Below are 22,096 nucleotides of genomic sequence, written 5' to 3' on the forward strand. Positions count from 1 at the left end.
CTGCTCTGCGCCCGCACGTCAGTCAGTCGAGGCGTTCCGGCTGACCGACGGCGAAGGCCCCCGTATCCCGACGTGTGCTCTTCACTTCGGCCACGAGTCGCCGGTGCGTGTCTTCGCCGAGGCCGCTCCCGGGGTCAGCGGTCGAAGGTCAGCGAGGCCGTGGGGGAGGCGTTGCCGTACGCGTCGACGGCGATGACCCGAGCGGTGTACGAGGTGCCGGCGGCACCGGTGGGAACGGGGACGTCGAGGGTGTTGGGACGGGGCATGAAGTAGTACTCGGAAAGGACCTTGGCGGAGAGGACCTTCGCACCGGTGGCCCTGTTGGTGATGTCCACGTCGTAGTGGTGGACCATCTGGTCGTCCGCGGCCTGCTGGACCCGCAGTGCCGTGTCGCCGCTGGCGGCCGTGACCGCCTTCAGGGGAGTGCGCGACGTGAAGGCGGGTGCCACGGTGTTCCGGGCGGCACCGGTGTACCGGAAGTTGTTCTTGATCTCCTGGTCGGTGCTGCCCTTGAGCTGCACGGTCCAGGTCGGCCCGCTCAGCGTCCCGGCGCTGGCGTACGGAGGCAGCGGGTTCGCCGACCACACCCCGCCCTGGTAGATGTCGTGCTTGTCGGCGGCCATGTTGACGCGTGCGATCTCCGTGCGGTCCTTGTAGACCTCGACGAAGAGGGCCTGGGCGGTGGTCGCCTCGAAGCGGTCGGCGAGGCCGGTCCCGGTGACCGCCTGATAGCCGTGGTCGACTTCGACGTAGGACATCGAACCGTCGTTGACGGCGGTGAAGTCCTGCTGTGCGATCGACCGTTCGTCGTTGATGTTGAGATGGGAGTGGCCGCTGAAGTAGACGGCCTGAGGGAAGGCCGCCAGGTCCTTCGTCAGCAGCGGGTTGGACGACTGCTGGCCGTCCATCACGGTGCCGGGCGCCGGACGGTGGCCCTGGATGAGGATCGGCTCGTTGCGGCGGGCCGGGTCGGCGGTGATCTCCGCGAGCCTGCCCTTGAGCCAGGTGCGCTGCGCCGTGTCGGAGTTGTACGTCTCGGTGTTGATGGTGAAGAGGTGGACGCCGTTGATGCTCGACTCGTAGTGGCCGCCACCGTTGTCCGGGAACCACTCTCGCGGGTAGCCGGCGCGTATCGCGGCGAGGCCGGCATCGTGGTTGCCGTTGGAGACGAGGAGCTGAGTGTCGGTCATCCCCTTGCGGGCCAGGTTCGCCTGGAAGATCTCCGCCACGGCCTTGTGGTCGGGACCCCGGCCGTCACCGTTGTCGTTGATCATGTCGCCGTTCGACAGGATCGCGTCGGGCCGCGGAAAGATCGAGCCGATGGTGTCGAAGAAGCTCTTGTAGCGCGCGTCGCCGTCCGCGTGGCTGCCCGTGTGCACGTCGGACATGACCACGATCTCGGCGACCGGCTGCTCCTTGCTCCTGATGAGGTAGCCGTACGAGACGGCGGGGCTCGCCTGCTGCCCGTCGAAAGCGGCGGCGGTGACGTTGGTGTCCTTGCGGATGAGCAGCGGCTTTCCCGGGACGTACGCGCGGCTCCTGTGCGTGGGGGTGGTCCCGTCGAGCGTGTAGCGGACGGTGGTACCCCGCTCGGACTTCAGCGTGATGGAGACGGCCTTCTGGTAGCGACCGCCCGGCACGCTGAGGGTGGGTGCGTCGAGTGCGCGGTTCGCGGACCGCGTGTCGGCGTGTGCGAGAGCCGGAGCGAGGAGCGCGGCGGACACCGCGGCAATCGCGAGCGGGGTGAACTTGGCGAATCTCACGAGAGGTCCTGTCGGTGGTGCGGTCACCATAACGAAGTGGTAACCGGTCTGAACCGAATGGTAGGTAGCGCACACCAGCGCCGAGGGAACGCACCGGTGGTCCTGCGATGAAGCGCTCATGAACCTCCGCAGCCCCGTGGTCCCGTGGCTGCGCGGAAAGGGGCCTCGGCTCGCCCCCTTTCGGGCGGGACGAACCGGACCTGCTGTCCCCTCCCGCCGACGGAACTGGCATATAGCACCCTGATGCAACGGGCGAAGCCCTCCTCTCGCGCCGGCGAAAGGGTGGTCGCGTCTCGCGTTCGCCGGGGGAGTGGTGCCGGCGCTTCTGCCACCATTGATGTCGTGGACTTCCCGACCGACCAGGCACCTGGCGCACCGATCCGTTCCGGCATCCCGGAGCACGGCCGTATTCCTAAGTACTACGTGGTGAAGGCGCATGTCTCCGCTCTGATCGACGAGTTGGGCGAGGGTGGCACCCTTCCCACGGAGCGCGACCTCGCCCTGCGCTTCGCCGTGTCGCGCGAGACCGTACGGCAGGCGCTGCGTGAACTGCTGCTGGAGGGGCGGTTGCGCCGGCAGGGGAGGGGCACGGTCGTGGCGGGCCCCAAGCTCGAACAGCCCCTCTCCCTCGCCAGCTACACCGAAGGTGTACGCCGCCAGGGCCGCACGCCCGGCCGTCACCTCATCGGGCTCGACCGCTTCCCCTGCCCCGAGGCCCTCGCCGCCGAAACCGGCATCGTGTGCGGCGAGCCCGTCTGGCACCTGGAGCGGGTGCTGCTCGCCGACGACGAGCGGGTCGGACTGGAGAGCACCTACGTCTCCGTCGCCCGCGTCCCGCACCTGGGTGAGGAGTTCGACCCCGACTCGTCGTTCTACGCCTACCTCAACGACCGGCTCGGGATCACCTTCGGCGGGGCGGACGAACGCATCGAGACCGTGCTGGCCACCCCCCGCGAGGCGCTGCTGATCGGCACCCCGCCCGCACTGCCGATGCTGCTGCTCCACCGGATCTCGCGGGATGCCGACGGGTTGCCGCTGGAGCGGGTGCGGACCCTGTTCCGGGGTGACCGGTTCTCCTTCACGACGCAGCTGGGCGCGCGCGTCTGATGCCGGATCGGGAGGGGCCACCGGACATGCGTATCACGGAAAGGTAACGGGTCTGGTCCAAGCTTGGGTGGTCGTTCACCTTCCCGTTGCTGCGCGGATCGATACCGGTCACCCGCCCCCAGGAATGTGACCGGCGTGAGAGTCATCGTCGTAGGAGCCGGCGTGGTGGGAACCATGCACGCCTGGCACGCAGTGGACCGCGGCCACGAGGTCGTACAGATCGAGCGCGAGAGCGAGGCGCGCGGAGCATCGCTCCGCAATTTCGGACAGATATGGGTCAGCGGCCGAGCCGGCGGCGAGGAGCTGGAGACCGCGCTCCGGGCCCGCGAGCTGTGGGAGTCCATCGGCGAACGGGTGCCGGGCCTCGGCTTCCGGTCCTGCGGGTCGCTCACCCCGGTCCGCGGCGCACTGGAGCTGGCGGTCGCCGAGGCGGCCGTCGCCCGCCCCGACGCGGCGGCCCGCGGCTACAAGCTGCTCACCGCCGAGGAGGCCCGGGCGGTCAACCCCGCCCTGCGCGGCGACTTCGCCGGCGCACTGTGGTGTGAGCGGGACGCGGCCGTCGAACCACGCACCGCCCAAATCGCCCTGAAACAAGCACTGCTGTCCTCCGGCCGGTACACCTACCTCGGTGGCCGTGAGGTGCGCGAGGTGATCGGTACGTCCTCCGTCCGCGACGACCACGGCGACGTGCACACCGGCGATGCCGTCGTCCTTGCCACCGGCGCATGGCTCGGCGGCCTCGTGCGCGAACTGGCCGGGCCGGACCTGCCCGTACGCCGCGTCCGCCTGCAGATGATGCAGACCGATCCGCTCGGCGAGACCCTGCCCACCTCGGTCGCCGACGCGGACAGCTTCCGCTACTACCCGGCCTACGCCGGTGAGGCCCTGGACGCGTTCAACGCCGGCCAGGCCCAGGCACCGATCGCCGCCGAGCACCGGATGCAGCTCCTGATGGTGCAGCGACGTGACGGCGGACTGACCATCGGGGACACCCACGAGTACGAGCACCCCTTCGCCTTCGACACCGTCGAGGAGCCGTACGAGCACCTCGCCCGGGTGGTCGAGTCCTTCCTCGGCCGCCCGCTGCCCCGCGTCCGTCACCGCTGGGCCGGCGTCTACGCCCAGTGCACCGACACGAGCAGGGTCGTCCACCGCGAGCAGGTCCGCGACGGCGTCTGGCTGGTCACCGGGCCCGGTGGCCGAGGCATGACCTGCTCGCCCGCCATCGCCGAAACAACCGCCGACGAACTGAACTGGTGAAAACGTTGACCCACGACACCAAGCTGAATCTGATCGTCCTCGACATGGCGGGCACCACCGTCGCCGACGGCGGCCTTGTCGAGCAGGCGTTCTCGGCCGCCGCCGGGCGCCTCGGCGTCGAACCGGGCTCCGCCGACCACGCCGAGAAACTCGGTTACGTACGCGCCACCATGGGAGAGTCCAAGATCTCCGTCTTTCGGCACCTCTTCGGCGAGGAGGACCTGGCCCAGCAGGCCAACACCGCCTTCGAGGAGGCGTACGGCACGCTGGTCGACAGCGGCCTCATCGCCCCGGTCCCCGGCGCCCGCGAAGCCGTCGAGCGGCTCAGGGGCGAGGGCCGGACCGTGGTGCTGTCCACCGGCTTCGCCCGCACCACCCAGGACGCCATCCTCCGTGCCCTCGGCTGGCAGGACCTGGCCGACCTGACCCTCTGCCCCGCCGACGCGGGCGGCCGGGGCCGCCCCTACCCCGACATGGTCCTCGCCGCCTTCCTGCGCACCGGCGCCGTGGACGACGTCCGGCAGACCGTGGTCGCGGGCGACACCGCCTACGACATGCTCAGCGGCGCACGCGCTGGAGCCGGCGTCGTCGCCGGCGTCCTGACCGGTGCCCACGACCAGGACCGGCTCAGCGGGCACGGTGCCACGCACATCCTCGACTCCGTCGCCGGACTGCCGGACCTGATAGCGAGGGCCGAGGCATGACGGGCACGGCGGCCGGAGGCATCAGGTTCGACGGGGTCAGCGTCGCGTACGGCCGGAACACCGTCCTGGACCGGCTCGACCTGACCGTCGAACCCGGCGAGGTCATGGCCCTGCTCGGCCCCTCGGGGTCCGGGAAGACCACCGCCCTGCGCGCGGTCGCCGGCTTCGTGCGGCCCGCCTCCGGGCGGGTCTACCTCGGCGACCGCGACGTCACAGCGCTGCCCCCGCACCAGCGGGGCATCGGCATGGTCGTCCAGCAGTACGCCCTCTTCCCGCACATGCGCGTCCGCGACAACGTCGCCTTCGGCCTCAAGGCCCGCAAGGTCCCCAAGACCGAGATCGCCGCCCGGGTCGCCGAGGCGCTCGAACTCGTCGGCATGTCCGCCTACGCCACGCGCTATCCGCGCGAACTCTCCGGCGGCCAGCAGCAGCGCGTCGCCATCGCCCGCGCGCTCGCCGTACGCCCCGCAGTCCTGCTGCTCGACGAACCGCTGTCCGCGCTCGACGCCCAGCTCCGCTCCGGCATGCTCGCCGAACTGGCCCGCCTGCACCGCGAACTCCCCGACGTCTCCATCCTCTACGTCACCCATGACCAGGTCGAGGCCCTCACCCTCGCCGACCGGATCGCCGTCATGGACCGGGCCCGGCTCCAGGACTGCGGCACCCCGCAGGAGCTCTACCGCACACCCCGGACGGAGTTCACCGCCTCGTTCGTCGGCAACGCCAACCTGCTGCCGGTCACGGTCGGTTCAGGATCCGTCGTCTTCGCCGGGCACCAGCTGGAGGTCTCCACGGGGGAGGCCGCCGCCGGGACCACGGCCACGCTCTGCGTCCGCCCCCACCTGGTCGGGCTCGGGGACGGCCCCAACGCCCTCACCGGCACCGCCGTGGAGGTCCAGTGGCGCGGCTCCACCCACCGGCTGTACGTCGAGATCGACGGCCACCGTGTCAAGGCCGACCTCCGCGAACTCCGGGAGCCCCCGGCAATGGGCGAGAAGGTCACGTTGCACTTCGCCTCCCAGGATGCGGTGCTGCTCCCCACGGTCGAAGCGCCGGCCGAGGCGAAGACGGTGACAGGAGCGGTCCATGGCTAGCGCACTCGCCCCCGCCGCCCTGCGCCGGGGCCGGACCGGCTGGATATGGGCGCTGCCCCCCGTGGCGGTGCTCGCTCTCGTCCTCCTCTACCCGCTGGCCCTCGTCGTCCAGCAGTCCGTCACTCCCGACGAGGGCGGCACCTCACTCACCCCGTACGCCGACGTCCTCGCGTCGGAGTCCTTCCGCTCGGCACTCGGCACGACCGTCTGGCTCGCCGTCGGCTCCACGGTCGGCTGCCTCGTACTCGGTTTCGTGCTGGCGCTCGTCATCGCGTTCGTGCCGTTCCCCGGGGGCAAGGCGGTCGCCAAGTTCATCGACGTCTTCCTCTCCTTCCCGTCGTTCCTGATCACGCTGGCCCTGCTGTTCGTCTACGGCACGGTCGGCATGGCGAACGGCGTGTGGACCGACGCCACCGGGGCCTCCCAGGGGCCCTTCGACTTCCTCACCACTCCGTGGGGCGTGCTCCTCGCCGAGATCACGTACTTCACCCCGTTCGTGATGCGGCCCCTGCTCGCCGCCTTCTCCCAACTCGACACCGCACAGCTGGAAGTGGCCTCCTCGCTCGGCGCCCGGCCCGCCCGGATCGTGCGGAAGGTGATCCTTCCGGAGGCCCTGCCCGCACTCGCGGCAGGGGGCAGCCTCGTCCTCGTCATGTGCCTCAACGAATTCGGCATCGTGCTGTTCACCGGCGCCAAGGACGTCACCACCCTGCCGATGCTCGTCTACAGCCAGGCGATTCTGGAGTCCGACTACCCGGCGGCCTGCGTCATCGCCGTCGTCAACATCGCCCTCTCCGTCGGCCTCTACACCCTGTATCGGACGGTGAGCCGCCGTGTTGGTGCATAGCCGAGCGGGGAAGTGGGCCACCTGGGCCCTCTTCCTCCTCCTCTTCGTCCCGCTGTTCGCGGTGCCGCTCCTGGTCATCGTCGCCGCGTCCTTCTCCACCCACTGGTCCGGCGCCTTCCCGTCCGGGCCCACAGCCGAGCACTACGCCGCCGCCACCAGCGGCGACTCCCTCCAGGCCCTCACCACCAGCCTGATCACCGCCCTGGGCGCGAGCCTGCTGGCCCTCACCCTCGGCACCTGGGCGGCCATCGCCGCCGCCTCACTGCGCAAGCCCGGCAGGAGGGTGCTGGACGCCCTGTTCATGCTCCCGGTCGCCGTGCCGTCCGTCGTCGTCGGCCTCGCCGTACTCGTCGCGTTCAGCAAGCCGCCGCTGCTCCTCAACGGGACGCGCTGGATCGTCATCCTCGCCCACACCGTCCTGGTCACGGCCTTCGCCTACCAGTCGGTGTCCGCCGCGATCCGGCGCCTGGACCCGATGTACGAGCAGGCGGCGGCCAGCCTGGGCGCCCGGCCCGCCCTCGTCCTGTGGCGGATCAAGCTTCCCCTTCTGCTCCCGTCCCTCACGGCGGCGGCCGGGCTCTGCTTCGCCCTGTCCATGGGCGAGCTGAGCGCCACGATGATGCTCTACCCGCCGGACTGGACGCCCCTACCGGTGCAGATCTTCGCCGCCACCGACCGGGGGTCCCTGTTCACCGGCGCAGCCGTCTCCGTGGTCCTGATGGGCACCACGCTGCTGGTCCTGCTCGCCGTCTCCCGCATCCGGACGCGGGCCTCCTACCGCTGACCGACCCCACGACCCCCGTATCGAGTCCTGGGCCGAGTCCTCGCACTCGACCCGAGCTCTGCCCCGTACCCCTCATGGACTTCCAGGAGACACGACTCACATGCGCACCCACATCTCGAAGTCGGCGGCCGCGATCGTCGGAAGCCTCGCCCTCGCCGCCACCCTCACCGCCTGCGGCGGTTCCTCGACAGCCTCGGACGAGAAGGTTGTCACCGTGTACAGCGCCGACGGCCTCAAGGGCGAGAACGGCGAAGGCTGGTACGACAAGGTCTTCGAGGACTTCGAGAAGAAGACCGGGATCAAGGTCGAATACGTCGAGGGCGGCTCCGGCGAGATGGTCCAGCGTGCCCTCCGCGAGAAGTCCAACACCCAGGCCGACGTGCTCGTCACCCTGCCGCCGTTCATCCAGCAGGCCGGCGCCAAGGGCCTGCTCCAGACGTACGAACCGGCCGGCTCCGACCAGGTCGACGCCGCGGACAAGGCCACCGACGGCACCTGGACCTCGGTCGTCAACAACTACTTCGGGTTCATCTACAACAAGAAGGAGCTGAAGACCCCGCCCCGAACCTGGGAAGAACTGCTGGACAGCTCGTACAAGGAGAAGGTCCAGTACTCCACCCCGGGCGTCGCCGGCGACGGCACCGCCGTCCTCATCAAGGCCATGCACGATTTCGGCGGCCGGAAGCCGGCGATGGACTACCTGAAGAAACTGCAGACCAACAACGTCGGCCCGTCCGCCTCCACGGGCAAGCTCGCCCCCAAAGTGGACAAGGGCGAACTGCACGTCGCCAACGGTGACGTACAGATGAACTTCGCCCAGGCCAAGGACATGTCCAACCTCGGCATCTGGTTCCCGGCCAGGGACGGCGGGAAGCCCACCACCTTCGCCCTCCCGTACGCCGCCGGGCTCGTCGAGAACGCCCCGCACAGCGCCAACGGCAAGAAGCTGCTCGACTTCATGCTCTCCGAGCCGGCCCAGCAGGACGTCAGCGCGGTCGGCGGCGGGTTCAGCGCGCGCACGGACGTCGAGGCCAAGGACGCCAACGCCGTCGAGCTGGCCGGGCTGATGAAGGGCGTGGAGGTCTTCGAGCCGGACTGGTCCGGCATCAGCACCGGCCTCGACGAGTACATCGACGCCTGGAAGTCGGCCACCGGCAGCTGACCGGCACGGACCAGCTGCTCCTCTTCCGTGCCGGATCCGCAGGACGGGTACAGTGCTCCCGTCCCAGGACTCCGGCCGGGCCCGTAGCCTCTGTGCGTGCCCTGCTCGCGCAAGATCCGCTCGGTTGCCGAGTGACCGCGATCCATTTCGAGGCGTGCCGGTCGGTGACGTATTTTTCGCCACCGGCTCCCGAACGGCCGGATGCCACCCGCAGTATTCGCCATATGGGCGCCCTGAGGAGTTCCTTGGCGACACCGAGGTCGACGCCCTGTTACTGGAGCAGGGTCGCGGTTGCGTACGGGAGGTCGAGGGAGCGCACCCGGGCGGCCGGCTACCGCCGGACCCGCTGCGGTCCGCCGGAGCGGGCATCCTGCTGCCCGCGCTCCGCGCCGTGGAGAACCACGAGGACCGGGGCGGGCGGATTCCCGCCCTGCTCAAGCGGCTCGTCTCGACCGATCCCTCCGCCTCCCGTGCCGGCAGGGGCGGCAAGCGCTGACCGGGGCCGCCGATCGGCAGCACAGCCCCCAGGGGCCCCGCCCGTCCGCATAGCGTCGTCCGACGCCGGGCGCTTCGGTCTGACAGCCCTCGCTGCGGGGCCGAGCCGGTGATGGCGGTTTGACGACACGTCGTGATTCCGCCACCGGTCGCCCTTCCGTGTTGCTCCGTGCCGCACCGATGATCGTGCGAACGTCCCCGGCGCAGCCCAGAGCGGAGCAAGGCAGACATGACGCATGTCCCGGAACAAAGACACCTGTCCCTGGTAATGGCGGCCGCCGTCCTTGCTGCCGTGGCGGGCGTGGCGCCCGCGGCCGTCGCCGCACCGAACCCGGGCACAGTACCGAGCGCCCGTAGCGTGCTCGCCTCCCTGGATGCTGAGGAGCGACAGGCGCTGCACCGCATGGCGACGCTCGACATGGGCGGACTGCATGTCACCGACAAGGCGGCGCTGAAGTCCGCCGACCTCGTCGACGTCATCGTGCAACTGCGGACGCCGCCCGCCCGGACCGCACGTCTGCTAGCGGCCGCCGAGGGGCGCAGCCTCAGCGAGACTGACGCGCGCGCTGCGGTGACCGAGGCACAGGGCGCGTTCCGCGATGTGCTGAAGGACATGTTCCCCGAAAAGCACGCAGCCGCGGGGAAGTCCGGCCGGAAGTCCGAGGCGCCGCGCCTGCACCGCAGTTACACCCACAGTTTCGACGGCGTCAGCCTCAGCCTGCCCGGTGACCGGGTCGCCGAGCTGCTCGACCATGCCGAGGTCGCCTCGGTGTGGCCCGACAGCACGGTGAAGGCGCTCTCCGACCCGGAGGCCACCGGATCCGGCGGCCCGCAGACGGAGGGGGCCGATGACGGCGTGGCCCGCCTGCACGCCGAGGGCATCACCGGCAAGGGCGTCAAGGTCGGCATCATCGACACCGGCATCGACTACCGGCACCCCGACCTCAAGAACGTGTACGAGGGCGGCTACGACTTCGTCGACGACGACGCCGACCCGATGGAGACCACGTACGAGGACTGGAAGGCGTCCGGCCAGGCCGAGACCAACCAGGGCTCCACGTACTACACGGAGCACGGCACCCATGTCGCCGGCATCATCGCCGGCCAGGGTGCCGAGTCGAAGGCGCGCGCCGCGCACGGCGTCGCCCCCGGCGCCTCCGTCCACGCCTACCGCGTCCTCGGCCCCTACGGCAGCGGCCGCACCAGCAACATCATCGCCGCCATGGACCAGGCTGCCGACGACGGCATGGACGTCGTCAACATGTCGCTGGGCGCCGCCGTCAACGACCCGCTGAGCCCGCAGTCCATAGCCGCCGACCACCTCGTCCTCGCGGGCGTCACCACCGTCATCGCCGCCGGCAACAGCGGCCCGAAGGCGGGCACCGTCGCCACGCCGGCCGCCGCCTCCCTCCCGCTGACGGTCGGCGCCCACTCCGAACCGCTGACCCTGCCCGCGTACACGCTGACCGCCGGACCGGTGACCGCCCAGGGCCGGCTGCTCGCCCAGCCCTACGGCGACGCCCTCGACAAGCTCGCGGACAGCGCCCTCGCGGTCGTCGACGCGGGTACGGGCAACGCCGCCGGGTACACCGGCAAGGACGCCACCGGCAAGGCCGTCCTGGTCCGGCGCGGCGGCATCCCGCTCGACGAGAAGGTGCGGCGCGCACACGACAAGGGCGCCGCGGCGGTTCTCCTGGTCAACGACAACGCCGCCGAGGGGCACATCCCGCACTACATCGGTGAGAACCCGAAGTACGTCCCGGCGTTCTCGCTGACCGCGGCGGACGGCGCCGCGCTGATGGCAGCCGGCGCCGAGGTCTCCTTCACACCTGCCGGGACCTTCCGGCTCGGCGACGGGGCCCTGGCCGACTTCAGTTCGCGCGGCCCGGTCTACGGCAGCGCCGCCATCAAGCCCGAGGTCACCGCGCCCGGCGTCAGCGTCCTGTCGTCCGTCCCGGCCGACATCGTCGACCCGGCCGGCGACGACTACACCTACGCGTACGCCCGACTCAGCGGAACCTCGATGGCCGCGCCGTACGTCGCCGGCACCGCCGCGCTGATGCTCCAGCACGACCGTGGACTGAGCCCCGACGCCATCAAGACGGCGCTCATGAACACGGCGACCGCCCTGCCCGGTGACGTCAGCGTGTTCGAGGCCGGCGCCGGAGCCATCGATCCGTACACGGCCGTGCACGCCACCACCGCCGTGCAGGTACCGGAGACCGCCCCGCACGTCACGGTCGACGGCACACAGACCGAAATCGACGCCGTCACCGGCGCGCTGGACCTCGGCGTGCTGCCGGTGGGCCGCGCCACGGACATCGAGCGCACCCTGCGCGTGGTCAACGGCAGCGGCCGGCCCGTCACGTACGACGTGCGCACGGCCTTCAGCCGCGGTTCCGGCGCTTCCGCGGACGCCGACGCCGCGCACATCACCCTGACCACCCCTGACCGGATCAAGGTCGGCGCCCACGGCAAGAAGACCGTCGCCGCCGCCCTGCGGGTGCCGGCCGGAGCCCCGGCCGGCTACTACGAGGGCACGGTCACGCTGACACCGCCGAGCGGCAGTGGGCTGCCCGCGATGCACGTCCCGTTCGGCATGCGGGTCGCCGAGTCCGGGTTCGCGGAGGTCGACATGACCAAGTCCGTCATGTCGACCGGACGGGGTTCCGACCAGGGAGCCGTCGGCTCCGGGGCGGCCACCTTCAACCTGCGGATGGCCGGACAGCTGCGCAGCATCGACATCTTCCTCACCGACGCCGACGGCAAGGACCTCGGCTATGTCGGCGGCATCAACACCGTCGGTCTCACCGAGGGCGTCCTCTACGGCCCGGCGACGGTCGGGCCCTGGTACTTCCCGTCGACCGGTGACGAGGCCACCCCGTTCGACCCGCGCGGCCGCTTCATGGACGACGGCCACTACAAGCTGCGCATCGTCGGCACAGACGCCGCCGGCGGCACCGACAGCGAACTGCGCGACGTGTACGTGGACACGCAACTGCCCACGTACGACGACGCCTACGGAGCCTGGGACCCGGCCCACCCCACCGTCGTCGAACAGCCCGCCGACGCCACGACGTTCGCCGTGACCGGCACCCTGCTGGACGCCCAGGCCGACGACATCCGCGACGCGGGCCTCGACATCGGCCAGGCCGACAACCGCCTCCACTACTCGCTGTACAGCCCGAACGCGCCCGAGGGCAACCTCCCGGTGGCGGCCGACGGGTCCGTGGACGGGCAGATCAAGACCCCCCTCGGCCCGCCCGTCGCGCGCCTCAAGCTGTGGCCCACGGACGCCGCGGGCAACATCAGCGGCATCCGCCAGGTCAGCATCATGAGGAAGGGCACGCCCTATGTGGTCGGCGACGCGAGCGCCGCGTCGGCGCGCGCCGGTGACCGTGTCACGTACACGCTGACCGCGCACGAGCTGAAGAACTGGAAGACGTTCACCTCGCAGTTCCGCTACGACGACCGGAACATCAAGCTCGTCTCCATCGAGCCCACCGCCGAACTGAAGGCACACGACCCGTCCGAGATCCGCCGCACCGACGTGTCGGCCGGATCGTCCTCGCACAGCACGCTCTCCTTCGATGTCGCCGACAGCGCGGGCCTCAGCGGCGACTCGATGCCGTTGCTGAAGGTGACGTACGAGGTGACCGGCGGCACCGTGACGGCCAACGCCGGCCTGAGCACGGGCAGCACGTCCGCCGTCGACACGGCGGGCACCAAGACGAACCTGAACATCCAGTTCTACGGTGCGGTGCGCATGCTCAACCCGACCTCGACCTTCGTCGCCCGCCCGGCCGTCCAGGCCCTGCTCACCAGGGAAGGCGCGTACGACAGCGTCCGCGACCACACCGCCGACGGCATCGAGGCGACCCTCACGGCGCCCGACGGCACCAGCCGCGAGGTGGCCCTGGACAAGACCGGCCGGATCTCCGTCAGCGGGCTGATCCCGTCCGACAAGCCGTACCGGTTCCGGGTGACGGCGCCCGGCCACTTCGCCTGGACCGAGGACATCGACCTCGGCCTTGACGGCACCTGGGGCGTGGCCGGCAGTACCGGCAACTCGGGGGCCGCCCTCGTCGCCGGTGATGTCAACGGCGACGATGTCGTCGACGTCAGGGACGCCGCCGCCGTGTACGCGGCGCGCGGGACGGCCGGCCGCGCCGCCGACATCGACCACGACGGCACCGTCGGCGCGAAGGACCTCGCCTGGGTCAAGGACAACTACCTGGCGCAGAACAGCACGGGCGACCACTACACAGACCCGGTCAAGCGTCTGCGCGGCAAGTCGCTGGAGGACTACCTGGACCTGATGTAGCCGGAAGGCCGTCGTGACGGGGTCCTCACACCCAGTTGTTGCGCATCGCGTACCAGCCCAGCTGGACGCGTGACGTCACGGCGGCCAGATCCATCAGCGCCCGCACCCGGCGCTGCACCGTACGCGGCGACGTGCCCAGCTGATGGGCCGTCGCCGCGTCCGTGAGCCCGGACAGCATCAGCTGCAGGATGCGGCGGTCGGTGGGACTCAGGTCGCCGTCCTCGCGCAGATACGGGCGCGAACGGCGCCACACCGACTCGAACAGCTCGGTCGCCAGCACCACGAGCGGGGGCCGCAGTTCCAGCGACCGTCCAGGCTCCACCTGGACCATGGCCGTCTCGCCGTCCGCGATGAGCAGTTTGATCAACGGCTGGTCGACCACCCGGACGTGGTGACCCCGTTCCACCCGCAGGTCCAGCGCGCGCAGCGCGGCCGGCTCGGAGAGGAAGTCGCGGTCCACGACGATGCGGTAGGAGGCATCCGGATTGCCGTCCTTGCGCATGGGCGGCCCGGCTCCGTCCGCGCCCTGCTCCTCGGGCCCGTCGGGCAGGGTCGTCGGGACCGGGGCCACCGTGTTGGCCCCGGACTGGAAGCCGGACAGCGAGGTACGGGCGGAGTACTCCATGTCGTAGATCCGGCGCGCCTGCTCCTCGCGGCTCTCCCAGACCCGGACGAAGTGCTCCTCGTTCCCACCACCGCCCGGGTGCCACCGGCTCAGCAGCCGGCTCAGCGCGGCGTCGGTCCCGCGCAGTTGGTCCTGGAGCTCGACGAGTGAGGTGCGCATGTCCGGGGCGGACGCCGCGGTGCCCGTGGGCCGGGGGGACGGTTTCTCTGAAACGGACGACATGCCCCCAGTCTCGCCGCCGCCGGAAGCGGAGGGCCGGGGGCCCCCTCATCAGGGCTTCCCTGGTACGTGGATCCGGGGTGGCGCCGATGTCGGGATTACGTCATGGCGGCCACTCGCCAGCTCGAACGCACCCATGGGGGCGTCACATTGGCGACGCTGCTGGTTCATCATCCCTTTCGGCAGGAGCTGTTCTGTGAGACGTACCCGACCATGGCGGTCCTCGGCCGCCGGCCTCGCGACCGTCGCCCTGATGGCCGTCGGCATACCCGCGGCGCACGCTGGAGCCGAGGCCACCCCGCCGGTCGGCACGGCCGACGCGGTCGCCCGCACGGTGACCGTCACTCTGGTCACCGGTGACGTGGTCGACGCGCGACTGGCCCCCGACGGCCGGATCCTGTCGGCGGCACCCCGTCCCGTGGACGGCACCGACCATCCCGCCGCCGTCTGGCAGGACGGCACCCGCACCTACGTCTTCCCGCAGGGCGTCGAGAAACTGGTGGACGCCGGCCTCGTCGACGCACGGCTCTTCGACATCGGCAAGCTCGTCGCCGACGGCTACGACGACGCGCACTCCGCCACCGTTCCGGTGATCGTCGAGTACGCCGGCGGGCGCGCACCGCGCACCGCCCGTCCCGGTACGCGGACCACCGCCACGCTCGAATCCATCGGCGGCGCCGGCCTCGACGTCACCAAGAAGTCCGCCGCCGACGCGTGGCACGACCTGACCCCGGCGAAGGCGTCGGCACGCTCGGCGGGCGGCGTCACCAAGATCTGGCTGGACGCCAAGGTCAAGGGCTCCGCTGCCGACCCGCTCGGTACCCCGACCGTCCCGCTCACCGGGGCGGGCACCGCCCACAGGGCGGGGCTCGACGGCTCCGGCGTCAAGGTCGCCGTCCTGGACACCGGCGTGGACGCGGCCCACCCCGACCTCGCCGGCCGGATCACGCAGACCAAGGTGTTCGTCAACGGCCAGGACGCCGAGGACCGCACCGGCCACGGCACCCACACCGCCTCCACCGTCGCCGGCACCGGCGCCGCGTCCGACGGCCGGTACGCGGGCATGGCGCCGGGAGCCGGACTGCTCGTCGGGAAGGTGCTCGGCGACGACGGTTCCGGCACACTCAGCGGCATCGTCAACGGCATGGAATGGGCCGTCGCCCAAGGCGCGCAGGTCGTCTCCATGTCGCTCGGCGCCGACGGCTCCACCAGCTGCTCGGGCCCCGACGTCGAAGCCGTCCAGCGCCTCGGCGGCAAGGCCCTGTTCGTCATCGCGGCGGGCAACGCCTCCCTGCGCGGCACCGTCTCCACGCCCGGCTGCGCGCCGAACGCCCTGACCGTCGGCGCCGTCGACCGCAAGAACGAGACCGCGTCCTTCTCCAGCCGCGGCCCCTCCGCCGACGGGATCAACGCCAAACCCGACATCGCCTCCCAGGGCGTCGACGTCGTCGCCGCCCGCGCCGGCGGCCGGGACGCCCAGGCGTACCGGTCGATGTCCGGCACCTCGATGGCCACCCCGCACGTGGCCGGCGCCGCCGCGCTCCTCCTCCAGCAGCACCCCGGCCTCACACCGGCCCGCCTCAAGGCGCTGCTCACCTCGTCCGTCAAGGACACCGACACCCCCGTCCTGGACCAGGGCGCCGGCCCGATGGACGTGGCACGGGCGGTCTCCCAGCCGGTGACGGGTGAACCCAACCCGCTGCTCGGCGACTTCGCGTACCCGCAGGCCGGACTCGACCCGGTCGACCGTGCGGTCACGCTGACCAACGGCACGGACGAGGACGTGACCCTCACCCTCGCCGTGCGCGACGTCCGCGGCGACGACGGTTCCCGCGTCCAGGGCTTCGTCTCGGCCGCCCGTACCCGGATCACCGTCCCCGCGAGCGGCACCGCCGACGTGCCGGTCCGCATCGACCCGGCGGCGAAGCTCGACGCCGGCGACTACGGCACGCTCACCGGCCGCCTCGTCGGCACGGGCGCGCACGGCGTGCGCGTCACCGTGCCGTTCGGCGTGCACCTGGAGGTGCCGTCGGCCGACCTGACCGTCGAGGGGCTCGACCGGCACGGCGACCCGGCGGCGTCCCCGTCGACGTTCCAGCTGTTCGACGACCACCGCGACAACGCGAAGCGGTACACGCTGGGCTACCCGGCCGCGGGCAGCACCACCATCCGGGTGCCGCTCGGCACGTACTCCCTCGGCGGGATGATCATGACCAGGGACGAGCCGGGTGACATCGGCAGCGTGGCCTCGGTGTCCCAGCTCTACCGGCCGGAGCTCACCGTCGCCGGTGACACCACCGTCACCCTGGACGCCCGCGACGCCGAACAGATCGCGTGGGACACCGACCGGGCGAGCCGGCCCAACGGGTTCGCGATGGGCCTGACCTACGGGCTGGACGAGACCGGCCGGATGCTCGCCGGCTACGCGACCGCCGTTCCGTCGTACGTCAAGGCGATCTACGCCCAGCCGGTCCGGCGTGCCGACAAGGTCACCTTCCTCGCCTCCGTACGGCAGACCGCGCCGCAGGCCGGTTTCACCACGGGCGGCGGACGGGTCCTGGACCCGCTGCCGGTTCAGAAGACCACCGAGTTCGACGGCGACGGATCCGCCGAGGTCGTCGCGATCGGCAAGGGGACGGACGCCAACTTCGCGGCCCAGAACCTGAAGGGCAAGGTCGCCCTGGTGGACGCCGGGACCGGCGGCGGCAGCGCCTACCTGTGGGACACCGCCGCCAGGAAGGCCGGAGCCGCAGGTGTCCTGGCCGCGGTCCCCGACAGCAAGGGCCGCTTCCAGATCACCGGCCCCGAGGGGGGCCCGCCGCAGGCCACCATCACCTGGGACGACGCCCTCGCGCTGAAGGCGGAGGCCGGGCAGACGGGTTCGGCGAAGGTGAGCTGGTCCGGTACCGCGACCGCGAACAGCCCGTACGTGTACAACCTGGCGTACACCTCGAAGGACGCGATCCGTCCCGGTGTCCGGCGGGTCCGCGACCGCGAACTCGCCGTCACCGACGCCCGCTACCACGTCCAGCAGGCCACGGGCGACACGACGTACTGGTCCGACGTGAAGGTGGGCCTGCCCGGCATGGCCGCCGTGTGGGCCGGCGGCACGACGCTGCCGCTGCACGCCCCTCAGCAGCGCACCGAGTACTTCACGCCCTCCGGCAGCGAGGGCCTGACCTGGACGACGCTGATGCGCCGCGACCTTGGCCCGAACAGCGGTACCGCCTACGACGGGCCGCGCGAAGCGGCGCGGGGCAAGACCACGGCGTACTGGTACAAGTCGCCGTACGGCCCGGTGCGCAACACCTACAGCGCCGCGCTGATGACCCGCGACAGCAACCGGCTGGCCTTCACCGTCGCCCCGTTCGGCGACGCCGGTGGACACGACTCCACCGCCGCCCGGAACGACTACGGCACCCGGCAGCTGCTGGTGAACGGCGAACCGCAGCCCCTGGTGTCGGGCGCCTTCGAGCTGCCGCGGGACATGGCCGACGTGACGTTCCGCCAGACCTGGCGCCGGCCCGCGTCGGCCGCCGACCGCACCGGCCTCGCGTACAGCACGCAGTGGGACTTCCGCTCCGGCGCCGCCGACCAGGGTGCCCAGCGCCTGCTCGTCCCGGCCCTCGACCTCCCGTCGGACCTGCGCAACACGCGCCCGGCGGGCGAGAGCACCACGATGGGCATCGGCGCCGTCGTGGACGGGGCGGACGGCCCGGTCGCGCTGGAGGACGTCGAGGTGCAGTACGCCTACGGGGACCAGACCACTACGGACACGGTCACCGACTGGCATACCGCGGATGTGCGACGGTCCCACGGGACGTGGCGTGCCACGGTGCCGGGCGACGCGCCCGCGGCCACGTTCGTGCACCTGCGCGTCACGCTCGCCGACGGGCACGGGGCGCGGGTCGGCCAGACCATGGTCCGCGCGTACGAAATCCGCTGAGAGACACCGCGGGGCCGCCCCTTCCGGGACGGCCCCGCGGTGTGCGGACCGGTCGGACGCTGACGGCCCCTGCTCCGGCGCGATGGCCGCGACCTCGGCCGCGATGCGCTGCTGGTGGTAGGTGGGCAGCCGGAGTGTGTACCGGATCCCGATCGTGGAGGCCCCCGTCAGCGCGCCGGCCCTCTTCCGGTGGCGGATCTACGACGGGTCGTCAAGTCGCCACTCTGTCAGCCTTGTTGGGGGCCCCGGCGCTGCGAGGATCGACGCGTCCTCGCTCTGCGATCTTTGGGGGTTCTCTCCATGCACGTCAGATCCGTCGTGGCCGCTGCCGGCATGCTGGCGGCGCTCATACCCGCCACTGCCGCCCACGCGGCAGACCCGCCCGGACCGGCCGCCGACGCCCGTACGCCGGCGGTCACCACGTTCACCGTGCCGCTGCCCACCGGCGACACCGTGACGGTCGAACGCTCCGGTGCCGAGATCCGCTCGGCCACCGTCACTCCCGGGCCCGGCCGGGAGAACGTCACCTTCACCACCAGTTCCGTGGGGAACGGAGACATCGGTGTCGTGCCCGCGGATGCCGAGCCGCTGCTCGCCGTAGGCCGGCTGGATCCCCGCCTCTTCGACGTCAAGGCGCTGCTGGACGCCGGATACGGCACGAAAGGCACCACCGCCTCCGGCGCCGTGGGGATGATCGTTCAGCATGCCAAGGGTGCGGGCGCCGCGAGCAGAGCCCGCGACGCGGTCGGCCCGGCCGCCCACCCCGGACGCGCGATACCCCGCCTGGGCCTGACCGCACTCGACCCGCGCGACAGCACCGACGCCGTCAGCACGTGGAAGCGCCTGACCGCAGGCACCGGCCGCTCGCTCGCGGGGGGTGGGGACAAACTGTGGCTGGACGGCCGGACGCACGTCGCCCTGGACAGGAGCGTCCGCCAAATCAACACCCCGCAGGCCTGGGAGAACGGATACACGGGCAAGGGCGTCACGGTCGCCGTCCTCGACAGTGGCTACGACTCCGACCACCCGGACCTGGCGGGCCGGGTGACGGTCTCGTCCAACTTCCTCGGCGGCGACACCGCCGAGGACGACAACGGCCACGGCACACACGTGGCCTCCACCATCGCCGGCGTCGACAGCACCTACCGCGGTGTGGCCCCCGACGCGTCGCTCGCCGTGGGCAAGGTTTGCGACAACACCGGCTCCTGCCCCACCTCCGCGCTCCTCGCAGGCATCGACTGGGCCGTCAACACCATTCACGCCAGGGTCGTCAACCTGAGCCTCGGCGGCCCGGCGGACGAGGAGGACCCCGCAGTCGCCGTCATCAACGACCTGTCGGCGAGCACAGGCACGCTCTTCGTCGTCGCCGCGGGCAACGACGGCGAGTACGGGACCGCCACGGTCGGCGCGCCCGCCATCGCGAACGCCGCACTGGCCGTGGGCGCGGTCGACGCCGACGACCAACTGGCGGCGTTCTCCAGCCGCGGCCCGCGCCCCGGTGACAACGCGGTGAAGCCCGACATCACCGCGCCCGGCGTCACCATCGTCGCGGCGAAGGCGGGCGGCGGCCACACCGCCAAGAGCGGTACGTCGATGGCGACGCCGCACGTTGCCGGCTCCGCCGCACTCGTCGCGCAGGCGCACCCCGACTGGACCGGCGAGCAGATCAAGACCGCTCTCATGAACAGCGCCGAGCCGAACACGAAGCGCTCGGCCTACCAGCAGGGCACCGGCCGGGTCGACGCCGGCCGCGCTGTAGGCCAGACGGTCTTCGCCTCGCCCGCGAACCTGACGACGGCCGCCGGCTGGTCCGAGGGAGCCGGCAAGGACACCGAGCACACCGTCACCTTCAGCAACTCCGGTGACAGCGTCATGACGCTCGACCTGGCGGTCGAGAAGCCGCTCTCGCCCACCGCCCAGCCGGGCAACACCGAGCAGTTCTCCGTCGACCGTGACCAGGTCACCGTCCCCGCGCACGGCACCGCGACCGCGACCGTCACCGCCCGCGCCGCGCTGCTGCCGCACGGCCCGTGGTCCGCGGTCCTCATCGCCTCGCAGGACGGCAAGGCCGTCACCCGTACGATCCTCGGCGTCAACAGCCCCGTCCCCGAACATCGGTTGACGGTCCAGGCGGAGCATCGCGACGGCACCCCGGCCACCGGAACCGCCATGGTGGTCAACCGCTGGACGGGCGACCGCTATCCGGTTCGCATCAACGGGGGATCGGGTACGGCGTCCGTGCCCGAGGCCCAGTACTGGATCGGCATGACGATCAACAGCGGCACCGGCACGGAGCGCACCACCACCATGGCCGCCGCCTCCGTCACCCCGGTCGAGGACACCACGGTCGACCTCGACGCCCGCACCGCCGCTCCGGTCCGCGCGGACGTCCACGACCGAGCGGCCCACGCCACCGCCGTGCAGGCCGCACTCGCGCTGCCCGCCGGCACCGGCACGTACACCATGAGCGTGGTCACCACCGGTGAGCGCGCCGGACAGTCGCTGTACGCGACGCCGTTCGCCGAGGCGGACGCCACCTACCGTACGTTCGCCGTGTTCGCGGCCAAGGACGCCTCGTCGCAGGCACCCAGTCCCTTCTTCTACCACGTGGCCCGCACCTGGCACGGCGGTGTCCCGGCCCGGCCCGCCTTCTCGGTCCAACGCCGCGACCTGACCGAGGTGCGTGTCCGCCTCAACGCTCAGGGCACCCCCGCCGCAGGCACCACCGCGGCCACCCCGGACGACGACGTCCTGCTCCCTCTCTTCGTCGACCAGGCGGTCCGCTTTCCCTCGACCGTGCGTGACTACCGCACACCGGGCGAATGGCTCGACCGGGCCTCGATCGCCGGGCGGCAGTCCCTCGCGACCTCGACGCAGACGTTCGGCCCACGCGCCCTGCGCCGCCTGGACTTCGCAGCCGCGGTGGTCGGACCGGCGCTCCCGGCCGCGCCTGCCCACCGGATCAACAATTCCGTGATCTGGGCCGGCACACCGTGGTTCGTCGACGGCGACGGCAGCCGCGGCGGGTCCGACTGGAGTGCCTCGGGCACCCTCACCCTGGCCAAGGAGGGCCAGAAGGTGAGTGAGTGGAATGCCATTGGCAGCGCCAGGACGATCCCGGCCCCGGCGGGCCCCGGTCGCTACACGCTCGCCGCGGACATCACTCGGGACCAGCCCTACGCCACACTGTCCACCCGGGTGCAGTCGGAGTGGAGCTTCGACTCGGACACCGACGACGGCGCCGGAACCGTCCTGCCGCTCATGGCCGTCCGGTTCGTCCCGCACGGCCTCGATGCTTCCGGCGGCGCCCCTCGCCACGCCACGACCCGTGTGGACGTGGATGTCCAGCGTGCACCGGGTGCCGTCGAGGCCACGGTCGGTCCGGCCGAGCTGGAGGTTAGCTGGGACGACGGTGCCACCTGGCGAGCGGTCAAGATCACCCCGGGCCGCCACGGAACGCCTTCGCACGCCGATCTGACCGCACCCAAGGGCGCCTCGTACGCAACCCTGCGGGCCACCGTCGCGGCGAGCGACGGCAGTGCGGTCAAGCAGACCGTCACCCGGGCCTTCCAGGTCAACAAGTCCCGAGGGTAGAACAGGCCGTGAGCGGATCGGGTCCCTCGTCAGGGGCCCGGTCCGCTCGCCTCCGGGGCCGGAGGGAGCGTGGTCCTCCCGGAGTGGCGGGGACACGACATGACTAAGTCAGCATCCGGTCAGCACGCGTCCCCGCGCATTCCGGGGCGATCGTCCCAACAGGCACTTGAGC

General features: G+C 71.5%; 13 protein-coding genes. 11 read left to right on the forward strand and 2 right to left on the reverse strand.

What is annotated here, in order from left to right; all coding sequences use genetic code 11:
• Positions 1-134 precede the first annotated feature (134 nt).
• The gene (locus ACZ32T_RS21065) at positions 135-1,763 is read right to left on the reverse strand and encodes a chitobiase/beta-hexosaminidase C-terminal domain-containing protein (protein WP_467368281.1); all 1,629 of its coding nucleotides are present in this window, start codon (positions 1,761-1,763) and stop codon (positions 135-137) included.
• A 342-nt stretch (positions 1,764-2,105) separates the two neighbouring features.
• Here ACZ32T_RS21065 and ACZ32T_RS21070 point away from each other — a divergent pair, with 342 nt between their 5' ends.
• The 9 genes from ACZ32T_RS21070 to ACZ32T_RS21110 all read left to right on the forward strand — a co-directional run bounded on the left by ACZ32T_RS21070 (position 2,106) and on the right by ACZ32T_RS21110 (position 13,540).
• Positions 2,106-2,870 carry a GntR family transcriptional regulator gene (locus tag ACZ32T_RS21070; RefSeq protein WP_467368283.1) on the forward strand — a complete coding sequence of 255 codons (765 nt, stop codon included), beginning with the start codon at positions 2,106-2,108 and terminating at the stop codon, positions 2,868-2,870.
• Between the two features lie 135 nt (positions 2,871-3,005).
• Positions 3,006-4,130 carry a TIGR03364 family FAD-dependent oxidoreductase gene (locus ACZ32T_RS21075; protein WP_467368285.1) on the forward strand — a complete coding sequence of 375 codons (1,125 nt, stop codon included), beginning with the start codon at positions 3,006-3,008 and terminating at the stop codon, positions 4,128-4,130.
• Complete coding sequence (locus ACZ32T_RS21080) at positions 4,127-4,834, forward strand: phosphonatase-like hydrolase (RefSeq protein WP_467267169.1); 708 nt, start codon at positions 4,127-4,129, stop codon at positions 4,832-4,834. The genes ACZ32T_RS21075 and ACZ32T_RS21080 overlap by 4 nt, the downstream gene beginning before the upstream one ends.
• Complete coding sequence (locus ACZ32T_RS21085; RefSeq protein ID WP_467368287.1) at positions 4,831-5,928, forward strand: ABC transporter ATP-binding protein; 1,098 nt, start codon at positions 4,831-4,833, stop codon at positions 5,926-5,928. The genes ACZ32T_RS21080 and ACZ32T_RS21085 overlap by 4 nt, the downstream gene beginning before the upstream one ends.
• Complete coding sequence (locus tag ACZ32T_RS21090; protein WP_467267173.1) at positions 5,921-6,775, forward strand: 2-aminoethylphosphonate ABC transporter permease subunit; 855 nt, start codon at positions 5,921-5,923, stop codon at positions 6,773-6,775. Before ACZ32T_RS21085 ends, ACZ32T_RS21090 begins: the two co-directional genes overlap by 8 nt.
• Positions 6,762-7,559: an ABC transporter permease gene (locus tag ACZ32T_RS21095; RefSeq protein ID WP_467267174.1), complete on the forward strand. Its 798-nt coding sequence runs from the start codon at positions 6,762-6,764 to the stop codon at positions 7,557-7,559. The genes ACZ32T_RS21090 and ACZ32T_RS21095 overlap by 14 nt, the downstream gene beginning before the upstream one ends.
• A gap of 100 nt (positions 7,560-7,659) precedes the next feature.
• On the forward strand, positions 7,660-8,721 hold the full coding sequence (locus ACZ32T_RS21100; RefSeq protein WP_467368289.1) for a 2-aminoethylphosphonate ABC transporter substrate-binding protein: 1,062 nt from the start codon (positions 7,660-7,662) through the stop codon (positions 8,719-8,721).
• A gap of 154 nt (positions 8,722-8,875) precedes the next feature.
• The gene (locus tag ACZ32T_RS21105) at positions 8,876-9,217 is read left to right on the forward strand and encodes a hypothetical protein (RefSeq protein WP_467368291.1); all 342 of its coding nucleotides are present in this window, start codon (positions 8,876-8,878) and stop codon (positions 9,215-9,217) included.
• 228 nt (positions 9,218-9,445) lie between these two features.
• Positions 9,446-13,540 (forward strand): S8 family serine peptidase, encoded by a 4,095-nt coding sequence (locus ACZ32T_RS21110; protein WP_467368293.1) that lies wholly within the window; start codon positions 9,446-9,448, stop codon positions 13,538-13,540.
• A 25-nt stretch (positions 13,541-13,565) separates the two neighbouring features.
• On the opposite strand, the gene ACZ32T_RS21115 is transcribed toward ACZ32T_RS21110, so the two are convergent.
• Positions 13,566-14,387, reverse strand: a complete 822-nt coding sequence (locus ACZ32T_RS21115) for a helix-turn-helix transcriptional regulator (protein ID WP_467267178.1) — start codon at positions 14,385-14,387, stop codon at positions 13,566-13,568.
• 193 nt (positions 14,388-14,580) lie between these two features.
• On the opposite strand from ACZ32T_RS21115, the gene ACZ32T_RS21120 reads away from it, so the two are divergent.
• A complete protein-coding gene (locus ACZ32T_RS21120) occupies positions 14,581-18,330 on the forward strand; it encodes a S8 family serine peptidase (RefSeq protein WP_467368295.1) in 3,750 nt (1,249 codons plus the stop codon).
• Positions 18,331-18,630: 300 nt separating this feature from the next.
• Positions 18,631-21,924 carry a S8 family peptidase gene (locus ACZ32T_RS21125; protein WP_467368297.1) on the forward strand — a complete coding sequence of 1,098 codons (3,294 nt, stop codon included), beginning with the start codon at positions 18,631-18,633 and terminating at the stop codon, positions 21,922-21,924.
• The last annotated feature ends 172 nt before the right edge of the window (positions 21,925-22,096 follow it).

The organism is Streptomyces sp. NPDC023573 (genome assembly GCF_055559735.1).

Bases quoted from the DNA above. Each gene is read 5' to 3' on its own strand.
- ACZ32T_RS21085 (WP_467368287.1), top strand. From the start codon at position 4,831: ATGACGGGCACGGCGGCCGGAGGCATCAGGTTCGACGGGGTCAGCGTC.
- ACZ32T_RS21090 (WP_467267173.1), top strand. From the start codon at position 5,921: ATGGCTAGCGCACTCGCCCCCGCCGCCCTGCGCCGGGGCCGGACCGGC.
- ACZ32T_RS21100 (WP_467368289.1), top strand. From the start codon at position 7,660: ATGCGCACCCACATCTCGAAGTCGGCGGCCGCGATCGTCGGAAGCCTC.
- ACZ32T_RS21110 (WP_467368293.1), top strand. From the start codon at position 9,446: ATGACGCATGTCCCGGAACAAAGACACCTGTCCCTGGTAATGGCGGCC.
- ACZ32T_RS21115 (WP_467267178.1), bottom strand. From the start codon at position 14,387: ATGTCGTCCGTTTCAGAGAAACCGTCCCCCCGGCCCACGGGCACCGCG.
- ACZ32T_RS21125 (WP_467368297.1), top strand. From the start codon at position 18,631: ATGCACGTCAGATCCGTCGTGGCCGCTGCCGGCATGCTGGCGGCGCTC.